Source organism: Pseudomonas sp. R2-37-08W (assembly GCF_003851705.1).
Lineage (GTDB): Bacteria > Pseudomonadota > Gammaproteobacteria > Pseudomonadales > Pseudomonadaceae > Aquipseudomonas.
The window spans coordinates 5,384,865-5,401,817 of the sequence record NZ_CP027728.1 but is presented as its reverse complement, the minus strand read 5'-3'; the positions used below and the strand labels follow the sequence as shown (position 1 = coordinate 5,401,817).

Genomic DNA, 16,953 nt, shown 5'->3' with positions numbered 1-16,953 from the left:
TCACTGCGACTCGGCTACGCGCTTTACGACCCGGCCAATGGTCAAGCCTTGCAACAAGATCGACGACAGCACCACGATATAGGTGATGCTCAGCAACAAGTCGCGTTCCGGGCCCAGCGGCAATGCCAGGGCCAGTGCTACCGAGACGCCACCGCGCAAACCGCCCCAGGTCAGGATGCGGATGGTGCCGCGCGGTACCGTACGCCAGCGGCGCAGCAGCAGGATCGCCGGGGCCACGGTCAGCAGGCGTGACAGCAGGATCGCCACAGCGAGCAAACTGGCCGCCAATACGTGCAGCCAGTTGAACGGCAACAGCAGCAGTTCCATGCCGATCAGTGCAAACAGCAGGGCGTTGAGCATGTCGTCGAGCAACTCCCAGAAACCATCCAGATAGCGCCGAGTCATGTCGTTCATCGCCAGCTTGCGGCCCAGGTTGCCGATGATCAACCCGGCCACCACCATCGCAATCGGTGCCGAGACGTGCAGTTCAGTGGCCAGCGCCGAGCCGCCGATCACCAGCGCCAGGGTCAGCATGACTTCAATCTGGTGCTGCTCGATGCTCTTGATCATCAGGTACACGAGGTAACCGATCAGCCCACCGAACATCACACCGCCAATCGCCTCATGGGCGAACAGCATGGCCGTGGCGCCTACGGTCGGTGTTTCACCGAGCTGCGCGATGCCCAGCAGGACGGTGAACACCACCACTGCGGTGCCGTCGTTGAACAGCGATTCGCCGACGATCGTGGTTTTCAGCGGTTTCGAGGCGTTGGCGGTACGCAGCACGCCCAGTACGGCAATCGGGTCGGTCGGCGAGATCAGCGCGCCGAACAGCAGGCAATACAGGAAACTCACGTGCCAGCCGAACAGGGCGAAGATGTAGTACGCCAGGCTGCCGATCACCAGGGTAGCGATCAATACGCCAAAGGTCGCCAACAGGCCGATGGGCCAGCGGTAGCTGCGCAGGTCGCTCAAGTTGACGTGCAACGCGCCGGCGAACAGCAGGAACGAGAGCATCCAGTTCATCAGCAAATCGCCGAAGTCGATCTGGCCGATCAATTGCTGGATGCGCTCTTCCAGGCCGGGGTAGCCGATGAAACTGAGGCCTTGCAGGATCAGCGAAAACAGCAGCGCAGTGACCATTACGCCGATGGTCGGCGGCAGGCCGATAAAACGAAAGTTCACATAGGTGAGCAGGGTGGTGAGGCAAATGAAGGCGGCGACAAGTTCAAGCATCCGGGGTCCTTGGGACGGGGAATGTAGGTGCACAGCGTGCGTCGGGACGTTGTTTAGTATAAACAGGTGCCCTTACAGGAAAGAACCTTTCGGCCGATCATGGCTCATAGCTTGAACGTCGGCGCCGATCGGCCTGTGAGTGATGACGCTCTGACTGCCTTGATAAAACCAAAAAAGGGAATGACTGATGACAGTGGCTTTCTGGTGTGTGTTGATCGCAATCTTTCTGCCGTACCTGTGTACCGGTGTGGCCAAGTTCAGCGGCGGCAAGTTCGGGCCGCGGCATAACCACGACCCGCGTGCGTTCCTGGACACGGTCGAAGGCGTTGCCAAGCGTGCCCACAATGCGCAACTCAACAGCTTTGAAGTCACCCCGGCCTTTGCGGCGGCGGTGATCATCGCGCACCTGGCCGGCACCGCCGAGCTGGTGACCATCAATGTGCTGGCGGTGCTGTTCATCACCAGCCGCCTGCTGTACATCATTTGCTACCTGGCGGACTGGGCGCTGTTGCGTTCGCTGGTGTGGGCCGTGGGGATGGCGTTGATCGCGAGTTTCTTCTTTGTCTCGATCTGACGGTTAACGCACATACCTTGTGGGCGCTGGCTTGACTGCGCTGTGCATAGGTTATTGGGTTAGAACAACCGGGCAAGCAGGGCAGTCACGGCGGTTTCCACCCGCAGGATACGTGCGCCAAGCTGCACCGGTTGCAGGCCGGCCTTGGTCAGCAGCTCGACTTCATAGGGAATCCAGCCGCCTTCCGGCCCAATCGCCAGGGTCACCGGTTCTTCCAGGCCTCGGGGCAGGGTGGGTAGTCGCCGGGGTGGCCGATCAGGCCAAACGTGCCCTCGGCCATGGCCGGCAGGCGATCTTCAACGAACGGCTTGAAGCGTTTCTCGATAATGATCTCGGGCAGTACCGTGTCCCGCGCCTGTTCCAGGCCCAGGATCAGTTGCTCGCGGACCGCCTGCGGCTCAAGGAACGGCGTTTGCCAAAAGCTTTTTTCCACCCGGTAACTGTTGACCAGCACCACCTTGGGCACGCCCATGGCCGCAACGGTTTGCAGCACCCGGCGCAGCATCTTCGGGCGTGGCAGCGCCAGCAGCAGGGTCAGCGGCAGTTTGCTCGGCGGCGGTTGGTCGAAGCTGACCTGCAGCTCGGCCTCGCTGTCTTGCAGGCGCAGCAACTGCGCATTGCCCATCGCCCCGCCAATACGGCCCACGCGCAGGTTGTCACCTACCTCGGCGCGATGCACTTGCTGCATATGCACCAGGCGCCGATCACGCAGGATCACCCGGTCAGCCGCAATAAAATCGGCGTCTTCAAGCAGCAGCAGGTTCACGGCTGGGTCGCTGGCGGCTGGTCGTCGTCGGCAGCCTGATCATCCGGGTGTTCGCCACGCTTGCTGATCAAGCCGCTGAACAGGATGCCGATCTCGAACAGCATCCACATCGGCACGGCCAGCAGGGTCTGGGAGAAGATGTCCGGCGGGGTGAGGATCATGCCGACCACGAAGCAGCCGATGATCACGTACGGGCGGATCTTCTTCAGGTACTTCACATTGACCACGCCGATCCACACCAGCAACACCACCGCCACCGGGATTTCGAAGGCCACGCCAAAGGCGAAGAACAGCGTCATCACGAAGTCGAGGTAGCTGGTGATGTCGGTCATCATCTCCACGCCGGCCGGGGTGGCGGCGGCGAAGAATTTGAAGATCAGCGGAAACACCAGGAAGTAGGCGAACGCCATGCCGGTGTAGAACAGCAGGATGCTCGACACCAGCAACGGCACGGCGATGCGCTTCTCATGCTTGTACAGCCCCGGCGCGATGAAGCCCCAGATCTGATGCAGGATCACCGGGATCGCCAGGAACAGCGAGACCATCATGGTCAGCTTCAACGGCGTCAGGAACGGCGACGACACGTCGGTGGCGATCATCGTCGCGCCCGCCGGCAAATACTGGCGCAGTGGCGTGGAGACGAAGGTATAGATCTGCTGGGTAAAGGCAAACAGCCCTGCAAAAATGATGAAGATGGCCGCTACGCAACGCAGCAGGCGGGTACGCAGCTCGGTGAGGTGCGAGACCAGCGGCATGTGCTGGTCGTTTTCCGGTTTATCAGCGCTCATGGGGCTCGCGGCGGCAATGTAGGGTCATGGGGCGCGGGCGACGCAACGGGCGTCGGCGCAGGCTCTGTCGGGGCGGTTGCGGCTGCTGGCGCGATGCTGTTTTCAACCACAGGTTCCGCAGGTTTGGCGGGTTCCTGCACCGGCGACAGAATCTTGCGCGTTTCCTGCTCCAACGACAGGATATGTTCGTTGTGCAACTGTCGACGGATCTCGTCGGCACCGATTTCCCGTTCAACTTCCTGTTTGATCGCGTTGAAACTGCGTTTCAGGCGCCCGATCCACAGGCCGGCCGTGCGTGCTGCACCGGGCAGGCGCTCCGGCCCCAGTACCAGCAGGGCCACGAGGCCGACGAGCAGCAGTTCAGAGAAGCTGATACCAAACATTAGTCAGTGCTCACGAGTCTTTGCGGGTCGGCTCTTCGACTTTTTCAGCCTGCACGTCGAAGGTACGACGCTCGGTGATCGGCTGGGCGGCCTGAGGGTGCACCGGTTGGGCCGGCGGAACCGGATTCACCGCCGGGTCGGCAGGTTTTTCGTCATCGTTCATGGCCTTGCGAAAGCCCTTGATCGACTCACCGACATCGGTGCCGAGGTTTTTCAGTTTCTTGGTGCCGAACACCAAGACCACTACCACCAGAATGACGATCCAGTGTTTCCAGTCGAAAATACCCATGCTGCAAATCCTCGATAAAAGTTATTCAGGCGGACGGGCGCGAGGCCTTCTCGGCGTGCCCGGACAGGCCGAAGCGACGGTCCAGTTCATCCAGCACGGCCTGTGGATGCTGCCCCAGCTGGGCGAGCATGACCAGGCTATGGAACCACAAGTCGGCGGTCTCATAGATGACATCGCTGCAATCGCCGCTGATCTGCGCATCCTTGGCGGCAATAATCGTCTCGACGGATTCTTCGCCGAGCTTTTCCAGGATCTTGTTCAGACCCTTGTGATACAGGCTGGCGACGTAGGAGCTGTCGGCATCCGCGCCTTTGCGCTCTTCCAGCACCTGGGCCACACGGTTCAGGGTATCGCTCATGTTCAATGTCCTGCCGAATAGATGGCGTGCGGGTCTTTGAGTACCGGTTCCACCACCTTCCATTCGCCGTTCTCGAACACGCGATAGAAGCAACTGTGACGGCCGGTATGGCAGGCGATGCCGCCGATCTGTTCGACCTTGAGGATCACCACGTCGGCATCGCAGTCCAGGCGCAACTCATGCAGTGTTTGCACATGCCCGGACTCTTCGCCCTTGCGCCACAGTTTGCCACGCGAACGTGACCAGTAGATGGCGCGCTGCTCAGCGGCGGTGAGGCTCAGGGCCTCGCGGTTCATCCAGGCCATCATCAGCACGCGCCCGGTCTTGTAGTCCTGGGCAATGGCCGGCACCAGGCCGTCACTGTCCCACTTGATCTCGTCCAGCCAGTCTTTCATGTTCGGCTCCGGCAATTTGCGACAGTGTATAACCGGATGGGTTATCGACGCACGATCAGATAAACGCCCACGGCCACCATGATACCGGCCGGCCACTGGCCCAGTTGATTCAACGGCCCGCCAATCGCCAGCATGACCCCGCCCACCAGATGCGCGGCACCGAGCAGGCGCAGGAACCAGTCGTCCTTGCGCTTGCGCCACGGCGGCTCGGGATCCTTGGCGTGCGGCTGGGACATGCGCTCCAGCAAATCGCGGGTCATGTTGGCCAGGTGCGGCAGCTGTTCCATCTGGCTGTGCAGGTTGCCCAGCATGGTTTTCGGGCTCATCCGCTCACGCATCCAGCGTTCCAGGAACGGCTGCGCGGTGTTCCACAGGTCGAGGTCCGGGTACAGCTGGCGGCCCAGCCCTTCGATGTTGAGCAAGGTTTTCTGCAGCAGCACCAACTGCGGCTGCACTTCCATATTGAAGCGCCGCGCGGTCTGGAACAGACGCATCAGCACCTGACCGAAGGAAATATCTTTTAACGGTTTTTCAAAGATTGGCTCGCACACGGTGCGGATCGCCGCTTCGAATTCATTGAGCTTGGTTTCCGCCGGCACCCAGCCCGAGTCGATGTGCAACTGCGCCACGCGGCGGTAGTCACGCTTGAAAAACGCGAACAGGTTGCGCGCCAGGTAGTCCTGGTCTTCCGGCGTGAGACTGCCGACGATGCCGCAGTCGATCGCTATGTATTGCGGGCTCCACGGGTTGACGGTGCTGACGAAGATATTGCCGGGGTGCATGTCGGCGTGGAAGAAACTGTCGCGGAACACCTGGGTGAAGAAAATCTCCACGCCGCGTTCGGCCAGCATCTTCATGTCGGTACGCTGGTCGGCCAGGGTGGCGAGGTCGGTGACCTGCACACCGTAGATGCGCTCCATCACCAGTACTTTGGGACGGCACCAGTCCCAATACACTTGCGGCACGTACAGCAGTTGCGAACCTTCGAAATTGCGGCGCAGCTGGCTGGCGTTGGCGGCCTCGCGCAGCAGGTCAAGTTCGTCGTAGATGGTTTTTTCGTAATCGGCTACTACATCCACCGGATGCAGCAGGCGCGCATCGGCAGAAAAACGCTCGGCGGCGCGGGCGAGAATGAACAGCCACGCCAGGTCCTGGCCGATGATCGGCTTGAGGCCCGGGCGGATCACCTTCACCACCACTTCTTCGCCGCTCTTGAGCTGCGCTGCATGCACCTGCGCGACCGAGGCTGATGCCAACGGCTCGACATCGAAGCGGCTGAACACCTCGGTGATCTTCTTGCCCAGCTGCTCTTCGATCAGCTTCATCGACACCTGCGAATCGAACGGCGGCACACGGTCTTGCAGCAGCATCAGTTCATCGGCGATGTCTTCGGGCAACAGGTCGCGGCGCGTCGATAGGATCTGCCCGAACTTGATGAAGATCGGCCCCAGGTCCTGCAATGCCAGGCGCAGGCAGGCCCCTCGGCTCAGCTCCAGCTTTTTACGCGGCAACCAGCGCCACGGGAGCACATAGCGCACCGCCAGCAGGAACCATGGCATGGGCAGGGCAAACAGCAGGTCATCGAGGCGGTAGCGAATTACGACGCGCTGGATACGAAACAAACGGCGGACGGCGAGCAGCTTCATGCGTTATCGCTTGGCTCAAGGGAACGGCTCAGGCGCTCGAAGCGGGCCTCGAGGCGTTCCAGGTCGATTTTGGCCTTGTCGAGCTCACGAAAGCGCGCTTGCGCTTCCCGTTGCCCGACCAGGGTGCGCGATTCTTCGCTCAGGTATTCGGCGAGGTTCTGGTTGAGGCTGGCGAACCCTTGCTGGTACCAGCGCGAACGGCTGCGCAGGTGACCGCTGATCAACTGGGTGGCGACGGGGCCGATCCAGCGTGACAGTTCGTATTCCCAGTCCAGCTCCAGGTCTTGCAGCACGGCGGCCAGGTCCATCAGCACCGCGCTGTCGCCTTCCAGCGCCACTTCGGGGCTGTGCAGGATAGCGGTCTTGTTGCGGCTCAGCGCCAGGTGCAACAGGCTGGAGGCTGGCGCACGCAGGGTGCAGTCGGCCTCGGCGGCCCATTGCGTTGCGAGCAGCAGGCCTTCATCGCTGGGCAGGATAAACAGCTGCAAGGCGGGGCTGCGGCAATCGACGGCGATGACTTTGCCGGTCAGGTGCGCAAGCCGCGCCAGTGCGGTGCTGTCCAGGCGCAAGACACGGTTGAGGCCGTGTTCGACGCTGGCGAGAAGGCCTGCGAGCAACATCAGGGCTTGATACCACGGTGCAGGGCAACGATGCCCGAGGTCATGTTGTGGTAGGTCACGCGGTCGAAACCGGCCTCCACCATCATCGACTTCAGGGTTTCCTGGTCGGGGTGCATGCGGATCGATTCGGCCAGGTAGCGGTAGCTTTCGGCGTCATTGGTGATCAGCTTGCCCATCAACGGCATGAAGGCGAAGGAGTAGGTGTCGTAGACCTTGGACATCAGCGCGTTGGTCGGCTTGGAGAACTCCAGTACCAACAGGCGGCCACCCGGCTTGAGCACGCGCAGCATCGAGCGGATCGCGTCTTCCTTGTGAGTGACGTTGCGCAGGCCGAAGGCGATGGTCACGCAATCGAAGTGGTTGTCGGGAAACGGCAGCTTTTCGGCGTCGGCCTGGACGAATTCGATATTGCCGGCCACGCCCTTGTCGAGCAGGCGGTCACGCCCAACCTTGAGCATCGAACCGTTGATATCGGCCAATACCACCTGGCCGGTCGGCCCCACGAGCTTGGAAAACTTGGCCGCCAGGTCACCCGTACCGCCGGCGATGTCCAGCACGCGATTGCCGGTGCGTACGCCCGACAGTTCGATGGTGAAACGCTTCCATAGGCGGTGCATGCCGCCGGAGAGCACGTCGTTCATCAAGTCGTACTTGGCGGCTACGGAGTGGAACACCTCAGCGACTTTTTCCGCTTTCTGGCTTTCCGGAACGTTCTTGAAGCCGAAGTGAGTGGTGGGTTCGGCATCGCTGCCTTTGCGCTGATCAGTCATATCGCTGTCACCAAAAGAGAATGCGGGACATGATAATCCCCAGGGCCTGCTTTGTCTTGGCAAGGCTGAAGGTAAGATAGGTGCTTATCGAGACCTTTTGCCGCATCGAAGGTTTCCAGGCACTTATAGAGAGGAGTCATTGCAATGGCCCGTATAACCGTTGAGCGTGAGCATTCCCTGGGTAAAGAAGGCGCCCGGGCGAAGGCCGACCTGCTGGCGCAGAAACTCAAGGATAAATATGGCCTGGAGTCGTCATGGTCTGGCGATACCTTGAACCTCAAGCGGTCAGGCGTTAAAGGCACCGTTCTGGTCGCCGATGATTCATTGCGTATCGAGGTGGAACTGGGCCTGTTGATGTCGGCCATGAGCGGTACCCTCAAATCCGAAATCGAAAAAGCCGTGGATAAGGCATTGGCCTGATGTGATGACGCTTAGGGTGCCGATTCTAATTTTTCACCTTACTTTGTGCCCAAGCCCTCAACTCCTGCGGGCGGTTCCTCCACCCAATTTTGCGTGAGGTGCACCATGGCCAAAGTTATTTTGAAGAAAAAAATCGACAGTCAGACCACTGTCCTGAGTGAGGTCAAAGGCTATGCCCGCAAGACCTGGCTGGCGGGTCTTGGTGCCTACGCCAAGGTCGGCAGCGAGGGTGGCGAATATTTCAAAGAGCTCGTTAAGAGCGGTCAACATGTTGAAAGTAAAAGCAAAAAAGTTGTGGTTGAACAACTTGATGCCGCCAACAGTCAGATTGACCAAGTAACGAGTAACGTCTCCAGCATCAGCCGCCGGGTTGAAGTTCAACTGGATAAAGTTGAAAAAGCTTTTGACACACGTGTTGCAAGTGCCTTGAATCGAATCGGCATTGCGTCTAAACATGACGTGGAGACACTCTCTGCTAAGCTCGAAGAGCTGACGGCATTGCTCGAACGTGTCGCGCGTAAACACTAAGGAGACATCGGGATGGCTGTTAAAAAAACTACTCAGAAAGAAAGCAGCTCGTGGGTCGGGGAAGTTGAAAAATATTCCCGAAAGATCTGGCTTGCTGGTTTAGGCGTGTACTCGAAGGTTAGCAGTGACGGTGGCAAATACTTCGAGACGCTGGTCAAGGACGGTGAAAAAGCCGAGAAGTTGACCAAGAGCACCGTTGGCAAAAAAGTTGATGCGGCCAAGGCCAGCGCAGGTTCTGCCAAGTCGAGCATTTCCGACACTTGGAGCAAGTTGGAAGAAACCTTCGACAAGCGTCTCAACAGTGCTATTTCGCGACTGGGCGTGCCGAGCAAAGCTGAACTGAAAACGCTGCACAGCAAGGTCGACACCCTGACCAAGCAAATCGAAAAACTCACCGGCGCGAAAGCGACTCCCGTGAAGGCGGCTGCTGCAAACCCTGTGGCCAAGCCTGCGGCTAAAACCGCTGCGGCCAAACCCGCTGCGAAAGCCGCGGCCAAGCCCTTGGTTAAAGCTGCCGCCAAACCTGCGGTGAAGGCTCCAGCCAAAGCGGCTGCAAAATCGGCCGCCAAGCCTGCGGCGAAAACTGCCGCTGCCAAGCCGGTCGCCAAGCCAGCCGCAAAACCCGTAGCCGCCAAAGCTGCCGCCAAACCCGCAGCCAAGGCCGTCGCGAAACCCGCCGCTAAGCCTGCAGCTGCAAAAGCCGCAGCCAAACCTGCCGCCGCCAAGCCTGCGGCAAAACCCGCTGCTAAGAAGCCAGCGGTAGCGAAAAAACCAGCGGCAGCCAAGCCTGCTGCGGCAACCGCTTCCACAGCCAACTCAGTGTCCGCACCGACCCCTGCTGCTGTGGCCCCGACTGCTACGTCGACGCCGACGCCATCCAGTCAGTCCTGAGTTTTCCCAGGACACAAAAAATGCCCGGCCTGCAGAGGTCGGGCATTTTTTATGGCAGCGTATTTTCAATCAGGATCATCCAGGTATTTCAGCGCAAATCTCTCGGCCGCCTGCCGTGCCGGCGCGAGCAAGTGCGGCGCTACCAGCATCATCACCTGGTAAATCACCACCTGCACTTCACCCTTGCGGTCGAGAATCCGTTGGTAGTCCAGGGAAAACAGCAGCGTCATGGTGATCTGTTCCACCAATTGGCCGAGCGCCTGTGTATCGCTGACCAGTTGCCCCGCCGCCTTCAACCGTGCCAGCAAAGAGGCCAGGGTGCGCTTGAGCGCCGTGAGCAGGCTACGAATGCCTTTCGCCAGCTTCGGCAAACGCCCGGCCAGGTTCGACAGGTCCTGGAACAGGAACCGGTAGTGGGCCATGCGCTCCACGATCAGGTGCAGGAACAGCCAGTAATCCTCGGGCTCCAGTTGCGCGTCGGCGGGCGGATCGAGCAAGGGCGCCAGCTCAGCCTGAAAGCGCTCGAACAACCCAAGCACCAAAGGCTCCTTGCCGTGGAAGTGGTAATAGAGGTTGCCGGGGCTGATCCCCATTTCATTGGCCACTTCCATGGTCGACACGTTCGGCTCGCCCTTGCGATTGAACAGCAGCAGGGCACATTCAAGGATACGGTCGCGGGTCTTCATCCAGCCTTCTTAAGTGGGATCGTTGAGCTCAGCGCACGCGCACGTAGGTGCCTGGCGCCGCTTCCATCGGTGGGTAATTCTGGTTGCCCAGGGCAGTGAGGGTTTCGCGTTGCACGCCCGAACGTTGCTGGACCCACGCCAGCCACTGCGGCCACCAACTGCCTTCGACGTGATGGGCGTCGTAGTACCAGGCGCGCGGATCGCTGCTCAGCTTGGGGTTCTCGACGTAATTGGCCTTGGGGTTGCCGGGTGGGTTGAGGATGCTCTGGATATGCCCGCTGTTGGACAGCACGAAACGCCGCTCACCGCCCAGCAGTTGGGTGGAGCGATACACGGCGTCCCATGGCGTGATGTGATCGTTGATGCCGGCCACGCTGAAGCTGTCTACCGTGACCTTGCGCAGGTCGACGGGGGTACCGCACACCTCCAGGCCCCTGGATGGCTCAGCGGGTTGTGCTTGAAGAAGTCCAGCAGGTCGCCATGCAACGCAGCGGGCAGGCGCGTGTTGTCGTTGTTCCAGTACAGGATGTCGAAGGCCGGCGGTTCTTTGCCCAGCAAGTAGTTGTTGACCCAATAGTTCCAGATCAGGTCATTGGGGCGCATCCAGGCGAACACCTTGGCCATGTCGCGGCCGTCCAGCACGCCTTTCTGGTAGGAGCGACGCTTGGCGGCTTCAAGGGTTTGCTCATCGGCGAACAACACCGCCGGGCTGTCGATCTGGCTGTCCAGCAAGCTCACCAGGTAACTGGCGCTGGCGACGCGCCGCAGCTGGCGCTTGGCTTGCAGGTGGCCTTGCAGCGCCGCAATGGTCAGGCCACCCGCGCAGGCGCCCATCAGGTTGACCTCGCGCGCGCCGGTGATCGCGCGGCAGACGTTGAGCGCTTCCTCCAGCGCAGCAACGTAGGTGGACAGGCCCCACTCGCGATGGCGCACATCCGGGTTTCGCCAACTGACCATGAAGGTCTGCAGGCCGTTTTTCAGGGCGTATTGCACGAAGCTGTTGGCCGGGCTGAGGTCGAAGATGTAGTACTTGTTGATTTGCGGCGGCACCACCAGCAAGGGCTTGGCATATTGTTTTTCGCTCATGGGCTTGTACTGGATCAGCTCCAGCAGTTCGTTGCGAAACACCACTGAACCCGGGGTGGTGGCAACGGTCTTGCCCACTTCGAAGGCATGCTTGCTGACCTGGCGCGGCAGGCCGTTGTTGTGCAGCAGGTCTTCGAACAAGTGGCTCACGCCGCGCACCACACTGTTGCCGCCGGAATTGAGCAGCTCCTTGATCGCCAGCGGGTTGAGCAGGGTGTTGGACGGGGAGACAGCATCGTTGAGCAGAGTGAAGGCGAACTGTGCGCGGATGCGGTCATCCGCGCTGAGGGCACTGTCATCGATCCAGTTGCGCGTCTGCTTTTGCCAGCTCAAGTAGGCCTGCAGGCTGCGCCGGTACAGGGGGTTGAGCTTCCAGGTGGGGTCGCTGAAGCGGTTGTCGTTGGGGTTGGGTTCATGCACGGTTTCACCCAGCAACACCCGGCCCAGTTGGCCGCCCAGGGCCAGGGCGTGGCGTGCGGTGTGCATCGGGTTGCGCATGCCATGTGCCGCGACGGTGCGCAGGGTCGACAGCAGATCCTGGCCGCGCAAACCGGTGATCGCATTTTGCGCGTTGATGAACGCAGCAGGGGTGGGCGCCGGGTTCGTCACGGGTCTTTCTCGCATGAGCCAACACTCCTTCGTCAAGCCATCAAGAGGCACGCCAATTCAGAACCATAGTCGGTTCCTGGCAAGTTGCGCGGTGGTGCGATCCTTCACACCGCCGGGCGCGGATGTATCACGGCGCGCAGGCGCTCCTCCTCGAGAAACTTCATGATGATCGGCGCCACGGCTTCCGCCCGGGTGATCAGGAATAAATGGCCGTCATCGATGATGTGCAACTGCGCATTGGGGATGCGCCAGGCGAGCAGGCGCATGTTGATCAGCGGGATCAGCGGGTCGTCGTCCCCGGCCAATACCAGGGTGGGCTGACGGATCTTGTGCAACCAGTGAATGCTGGTCCAGCCCAGCCCCGCGAACAGTTGCCAGTAGTAGCCCAGCTTGCCGGCCGAGCGCACTTTGCTGGCATGTTCGGCGGCCAGCTTGGCGTCGCGGCGAAACGAGCCGCCATAAATCATCGGCGCAATACGCACCACATGGGACGGTTGAATATAACGCCTGGGGCTCGCCATCAGCCACAACACTTTCGGCTTGCCCGGCACCATCACCGCGCCCGCCGCCGTGGCCGCCAGGATCAGTTTTTTGCACCGTTCCGGGTAGTCATAGGCAAACTGCTGCGCCAGTGCTCCGCCCCACGACACGCCCACTGCGTTCACCTGGCCATAGTCCAGGTAATCGAGCATGCGCGCCGTCAGCTTGGCCAAGCCGGGGAAGCGATAGGGCCGGTTGGGCGTGGAGGAACCGCCCACGCCCGGCACGTCGAAGGCGATCACCTCCAGGTCCGGGTCCAGGGCCTGCACGAACGGAAACACCAACTCCAGGTTGGCGCCGATGCCGTTGAAGATCAGCAGCGGCGTCAAGTGCGGCTTGCCCGGTCGTACCGCCGTGCGGATGGCTTGGCCATCCAGGTCGATAGTGCGGAAGATGAACGGTTGCGGCATGCTCAAGCCCTGTGAAGTATTACAGGAGAAATGGGGTCAAAATGTGGGAGGGGGCTTGCTCCCGATGGCGGTGTGTCAGTCAGCACACCTGACACTGATCCATCTCTATCGGGAGCAAGCCCCCTCCCACATTTGGATCTCATTCCAATCTACCGCTCATGTACATAGGTGCCTGGCGCCGCTTCGGCGGCAGCATAGGTCTTACTGCCTAATGTCGTAGGCGCTTTTTTCAACTTACCCGCCCGCTCCGCCTGCCACACCTGCCAGTGCAGCCACCACGAATCCGTATGCTTGGTCGCGTTTTCCTGCCACTCCAGCGCAGTGCCCCCCAACCCCTCGCTGGTCTGGTAGCGCGACTTGGGATTGCCCGGCGGGTTGAGGATGCTCTGGATATGCCCGCTGCTGGACAGTACGAACTCCACCTTGCCGCCAAACAATTGCGCCGACTTGTAGCAGGATTGCCAGGGCGTGATGTGGTCATTGGTGCCGGCCAGTGAATAGATATCGGCCGTGACTTGCTTGAGGTCGATGGGCGTACCGCACACTTCCAGCGCGTTGGCGCGCACCAGCGGGTTGTTCTTGAACAGCTCGATCAGGTCGCCATGGAAGGCGGCCGGCAGGCGCGTGGTGTCATTGTTCCAGAACAGAATGTCGAACACCGGCGGCTCGTTGCCGAGCAGGTAATTGTTGACCCAGTAGTTCCAGATCAAGTCGTTGGGCCGCATCCACGCGAATACCTTGGCCATGTCGCGGCCTTCGAGCACGCCGGCCTGATAGGAATGGCGCTTCGCCGCTTCCAGCGTCTGTTCATCGACGAACAGCGCCACCTGGGTGTCCAGCGTGGTGTCCAGCACACTCACCAGCAGGGTCAGGGCGTTGACCTTCTTCTCGCCCAGCGCCGCGTAGTGGCCCAGCAGTGCGGTGCAGGTGATACCGCCGGAGCAGGCGCCCAGCATGTTCACGTCCTTGCTGCCGGTAATCGCCCTGATCACATCCACCGCTTCCTTGAGCGCCTCGATATAGGTCGACAGGCCCCACTCGCGCTGCGCCTTGGTCGGGTTGCGCCAACTGACGATAAAGGTCTGCTGCCCATTGCGCAGGCAGAAACGCGCCAGGCTCTTCTCCGGGCTCAGGTCGAATACATAGAATTTGTTGATCTGCGGCGGCACCACCAGCAGCGGGCGCTCGTGCACCTGCTCGGTGATCGGCTTGTACTGGATCAGTTCCAGCACATCATTGCGAAATACCACGGCGCCGTCGGTGATGCCGAGGGTCTTGCCCACTTCGAAGGCGCCCATGTTGACCTGGCTCGGCATGCCGCCGTTGTGCACCATGTCTTTTGCCAGGTGGGACAGGCCGTCGAGCAGGCTTTTGCCACCGGTTTCAAAGAAGCGTTTGACCGCCGCCGGGTTGGCTGCGCTGTTGGTGGGGGCCATGGCTTCGGTCATCAGGTTGATCACGAAGTGGCCACGGCTGATGTCCTGTTCCGACAGATTGCTGTCGCCGATCCAGTCGTGCAGTTCCTTGCGCCACGCCAGGTAGGTTTGCAGGTAGCGCTTGTAGAGCGGGTTCTGGCTCCAGGCCGGGTCGTGGAAGCGGCGGTCGTCGCTTTCCGGCACCAGCGCCGATTTGCCGAACATCACGTTCTTGAGCTCCACCCCAAAATGGGCGACGTGTTTGACGCTGTGTAACGGTTGCTTGATGGCTTGGGTCAGCACCATCTTCGCCGAGGCCAATAGATCCTTTTTGCGTAACGCGATGATCGGGTTCAACCCCAGGGTGTTTTCCGAGGCCTGGCGTTTCAAGTCATCGTTATTCTTGTTACTCATCTACGACGCTCCATTGTCCGAAAGACGAGTACCGGCGATTGCTGCGCACCCATTTCGATACACGACACCAGCCTGGTACTGCGACTCGGGTGACCGTTGATACCGCATCGTCAAATGCAGGGAACTTGCCAGTTCCATTGGTTACCCGAGTTTAATTTTTTTCGCAAGCGGGCCAATCGTTGGCCACCAGACAGGGCATTCAAGCAGATGAAATTAGAAAATGCCCTCTAAAGAGCAAGAAGCCTGGGCTAGAGCATCAGGCGCACGACCGACTGACTCGGGTCGCGGGTTTTTCCGGCAGCTTTCAGTTCGGCCAGGTAATCCGCCCATAGCGCGTCCTGACGCACGGCCAGTTGATACAGGTAGTCCCAGGTGAACAGCCCGCTGTCATGGCCGTCGTCGAAGGTCAATTTCAGTGCGTACTGGCCGGCCGGTTCCAGCTTGATCAACTTAACGTTGAGCTTGCCGAATTGCAGGATGGGTTTGCCGTGGCCCTGGACCTCGGCGGAGGGTGAGTGCACGCGCAGGAATTCGGCGGGCAACTGGTAAACCTCGTCGGGGCCGTAGGTGAGGCCGAGGGTGTTGGAGGTTTTGTGCAGGTTTACAGCAGTAGGAAATTTCGACATTGGAGATAATCCTGAATAAACCGGCTTAACAATGTGGGAGGGGGCTTGCTCCCGATAGCGGTGGATCAGTCAGCTTATCTGTAGCTGACCCACTGCAATCGGGGGCAAGCCCCCTCCCACATTTGAAGCAAAGCAGTTCTGTGTGAGGCTTACAGGATATACCGCGACAAGTCTTCGTTCTGCGCCAATTCACCCAGGTGGCTGTTGACGTAATCCGCATCGATCTTGATCGCCACGCCATTCTGCAAACCTGCCATGTCCCCGGCGCTGAACGACACTTCTTCAAGCAGGCGCTCAAGCAGCGTGTGCAGACGCCGCGCACCGATATTCTCGGTCTTCTCGTTGACCTGCCAGGCAATCTCCGCCAGGCGCTTGATTCCGTCTGCCTGGAATTCGATCCCCAGGCCCTCGGTTTTCAGCAGCTCACGATACTGCTCGGTCAACGACGCATGCGGCTCGCTGAGGATGCGCTCGAAGTCGCCCGGAGTGAGCGCCTTGAGTTCTACGCGGATCGGCAGGCGACCTTGCAGCTCCGGCACCAGGTCGCTTGGCTTGCTCAGGTGGAAAGCACCGGAGGCGATAAACAGGATGTGGTCGGTCTTGACCATGCCCAGCTTGGTGTTCACCGTGCAGCCCTCGATCAGCGGCAGCAGGTCGCGTTGTACGCCTTCGCGAGATACATCGACACCACCGGAGTTGCCGCGCTTGGCGACTTTGTCGATCTCATCGATAAACACAATGCCGTGTTGCTCGACCGCTTCCAGGGCCTTGGCCTTGAGTTCTTCCTCATTCACCAGGCGCCCGGCTTCTTCGTCGCGCACCAGTTTCAGCGCTTCCTTCACCTTGAGCTTGCGGCTTTTCTTCTTGCCCTTGCCCATGTTGGCGAACAGGTTCTGCAACTGGCTGGTCATTTCTTCCATGCCAGGTGGCGCGGAAATATCGACGCCGGACACCTCGGCCACTTCAATCTCGATTTCCTTGTCGTCCAGCTGGCCTTCACGCAGGCGCTTGCGAAACAGCTGACGGGTGTTGGAGTCCGACGACGGCGCGGCGTCTTCGTTGAAGCCCATGCGTGCCGGTGGCAGCAAGGCATCGAGGATGCGTTCTTCGGCGGCATCTTCGGCGCGGTGGCTGACCTTGGTCACTTCCTGCTCGCGCAGCATTTTCAAGGCGGCGTCGGCGAGGTCGCGAATGATCGATTCGACGTCGCGGCCCACGTAGCCCACCTCGGTGAACTTGGTGGCTTCTACCTTGATGAACGGCGCATTGGCCAACTTGGCCAGACGCCGGGCGATCTCGGTTTTACCAACACCGGTCGGGCCGATCATCAGGATATTCTTTGGCGTTACTTCAACGCGCAACTCTTCGGGCAGTTGCATCCGGCGCCAGCGGTTACGCAGCGCAATGGCAACGGCGCGCTTGGCATCGTCCTGGCCGATGATATGGCGATTGAGTTCATGGACGATTTCGCGGGGAGTCATGGACATAGTGTTTGGCGGCCTC

At 60.3% G+C, this 16,953-nt stretch carries 18 protein-coding genes and 2 pseudogenes; 4 read left to right on the top strand and 16 right to left on the bottom strand.

Annotated elements, in window-relative coordinates:
• Positions 1-1,236 carry a sodium:proton antiporter gene (locus C4J93_RS25000; RefSeq protein WP_124430683.1) on the bottom strand — a complete coding sequence of 412 codons (1,236 nt, stop codon included), beginning with the start codon at positions 1,234-1,236 and terminating at the stop codon, positions 1-3.
• A gap of 187 nt (positions 1,237-1,423) precedes the next feature.
• Between C4J93_RS25000 and C4J93_RS24995 the strand changes: the two genes are divergently transcribed.
• Positions 1,424-1,810 carry an MAPEG family protein gene (locus tag C4J93_RS24995; RefSeq protein ID WP_124364762.1) on the top strand — a complete coding sequence of 129 codons (387 nt, stop codon included), beginning with the start codon at positions 1,424-1,426 and terminating at the stop codon, positions 1,808-1,810.
• Between the two features lie 59 nt (positions 1,811-1,869).
• Here the strand turns inward: C4J93_RS24995 and C4J93_RS24990 are convergent.
• From C4J93_RS24990 to ubiE, 9 genes and pseudogenes are all read right to left on the bottom strand, one after another.
• Positions 1,870-2,576: pseudogene (locus tag C4J93_RS24990) on the bottom strand (16S rRNA (uracil(1498)-N(3))-methyltransferase).
• A complete protein-coding gene (gene tatC, locus C4J93_RS24985) occupies positions 2,573-3,364 on the bottom strand; it encodes a twin-arginine translocase subunit TatC (protein ID WP_124364760.1) in 792 nt (263 codons plus the stop codon). Before tatC ends, C4J93_RS24990 begins: the two are co-directional and overlap by 4 nt.
• On the bottom strand, positions 3,361-3,747 hold the full coding sequence (tatB, locus tag C4J93_RS24980) for a Sec-independent protein translocase protein TatB (protein WP_124408390.1): 387 nt from the start codon (positions 3,745-3,747) through the stop codon (positions 3,361-3,363). Before tatB ends, tatC begins: the two co-directional genes overlap by 4 nt.
• 10 nt (positions 3,748-3,757) lie before the next feature.
• A complete protein-coding gene (locus C4J93_RS24975) occupies positions 3,758-4,036 on the bottom strand; it encodes a twin-arginine translocase TatA/TatE family subunit (RefSeq protein WP_124430682.1) in 279 nt (92 codons plus the stop codon).
• 25 nt (positions 4,037-4,061) lie between these two features.
• Positions 4,062-4,394 (bottom strand): phosphoribosyl-ATP diphosphatase, encoded by a 333-nt coding sequence (locus tag C4J93_RS24970; RefSeq protein WP_124364757.1) that lies wholly within the window; start codon positions 4,392-4,394, stop codon positions 4,062-4,064.
• Between the two features lie 2 nt (positions 4,395-4,396).
• Positions 4,397-4,789, bottom strand: coding sequence for a phosphoribosyl-AMP cyclohydrolase (hisI, locus tag C4J93_RS24965; protein WP_065893709.1), 393 nt, complete (start codon positions 4,787-4,789; stop codon positions 4,397-4,399).
• A 41-nt stretch (positions 4,790-4,830) separates the two neighbouring features.
• Complete coding sequence (gene ubiB / locus C4J93_RS24960; protein WP_124430681.1) at positions 4,831-6,435, bottom strand: ubiquinone biosynthesis regulatory protein kinase UbiB; 1,605 nt, start codon at positions 6,433-6,435, stop codon at positions 4,831-4,833.
• On the bottom strand, positions 6,432-7,055 hold the full coding sequence (locus tag C4J93_RS24955) for an SCP2 domain-containing protein (RefSeq protein ID WP_124430680.1): 624 nt from the start codon (positions 7,053-7,055) through the stop codon (positions 6,432-6,434). The genes ubiB and C4J93_RS24955 overlap by 4 nt, the downstream gene beginning before the upstream one ends.
• Complete coding sequence (gene ubiE, locus C4J93_RS24950; RefSeq protein WP_003171186.1) at positions 7,055-7,825, bottom strand: bifunctional demethylmenaquinone methyltransferase/2-methoxy-6-polyprenyl-1,4-benzoquinol methylase UbiE; 771 nt, start codon at positions 7,823-7,825, stop codon at positions 7,055-7,057. The genes C4J93_RS24955 and ubiE overlap by 1 nt, the downstream gene beginning before the upstream one ends.
• 144 nt (positions 7,826-7,969) lie before the next feature.
• Between ubiE and C4J93_RS24945 the strand changes: the two genes are divergently transcribed.
• From C4J93_RS24945 to C4J93_RS24935, 3 genes are all read left to right on the top strand, one after another.
• Complete coding sequence (locus C4J93_RS24945) at positions 7,970-8,245, top strand: polyhydroxyalkanoic acid system family protein (protein ID WP_124372127.1); 276 nt, start codon at positions 7,970-7,972, stop codon at positions 8,243-8,245.
• Between the two features lie 105 nt (positions 8,246-8,350).
• A complete protein-coding gene (locus tag C4J93_RS24940; RefSeq protein ID WP_124430679.1) occupies positions 8,351-8,773 on the top strand; it encodes a phasin family protein in 423 nt (140 codons plus the stop codon).
• A 12-nt stretch (positions 8,774-8,785) separates the two neighbouring features.
• Entirely contained in the window at positions 8,786-9,664 is an 879-nt protein-coding gene (locus C4J93_RS24935; RefSeq protein WP_124430678.1) for a phasin family protein, read from the top strand.
• 65 nt (positions 9,665-9,729) lie between these two features.
• Here C4J93_RS24935 and C4J93_RS24930 read toward each other — a convergent pair whose 3' ends face one another.
• The 6 genes and pseudogenes from C4J93_RS24930 to hslU all read right to left on the bottom strand — a co-directional run bounded on the left by C4J93_RS24930 (position 9,730) and on the right by hslU (position 16,937).
• On the bottom strand, positions 9,730-10,350 hold the full coding sequence (locus C4J93_RS24930) for a TetR/AcrR family transcriptional regulator (RefSeq protein WP_124430677.1): 621 nt from the start codon (positions 10,348-10,350) through the stop codon (positions 9,730-9,732).
• 28 nt (positions 10,351-10,378) lie between these two features.
• Positions 10,379-12,060: pseudogene (phaC, locus tag C4J93_RS24925) on the bottom strand (class II poly(R)-hydroxyalkanoic acid synthase).
• 89 nt (positions 12,061-12,149) lie between these two features.
• Positions 12,150-12,995, bottom strand: coding sequence for a poly(3-hydroxyalkanoate) depolymerase (gene phaZ, locus C4J93_RS24920; RefSeq protein ID WP_124368646.1), 846 nt, complete (start codon positions 12,993-12,995; stop codon positions 12,150-12,152).
• Between the two features lie 149 nt (positions 12,996-13,144).
• Positions 13,145-14,824, bottom strand: coding sequence for a class II poly(R)-hydroxyalkanoic acid synthase (gene phaC / locus C4J93_RS24915; protein ID WP_124430676.1), 1,680 nt, complete (start codon positions 14,822-14,824; stop codon positions 13,145-13,147).
• 248 nt (positions 14,825-15,072) lie between these two features.
• Positions 15,073-15,450, bottom strand: coding sequence for a gamma-butyrobetaine hydroxylase-like domain-containing protein (locus C4J93_RS24910; protein WP_124364747.1), 378 nt, complete (start codon positions 15,448-15,450; stop codon positions 15,073-15,075).
• 149 nt (positions 15,451-15,599) lie between these two features.
• Complete coding sequence (gene hslU / locus C4J93_RS24905) at positions 15,600-16,937, bottom strand: ATP-dependent protease ATPase subunit HslU (protein ID WP_124364746.1); 1,338 nt, start codon at positions 16,935-16,937, stop codon at positions 15,600-15,602.
• Positions 16,938-16,953 lie beyond the last annotated feature (16 nt).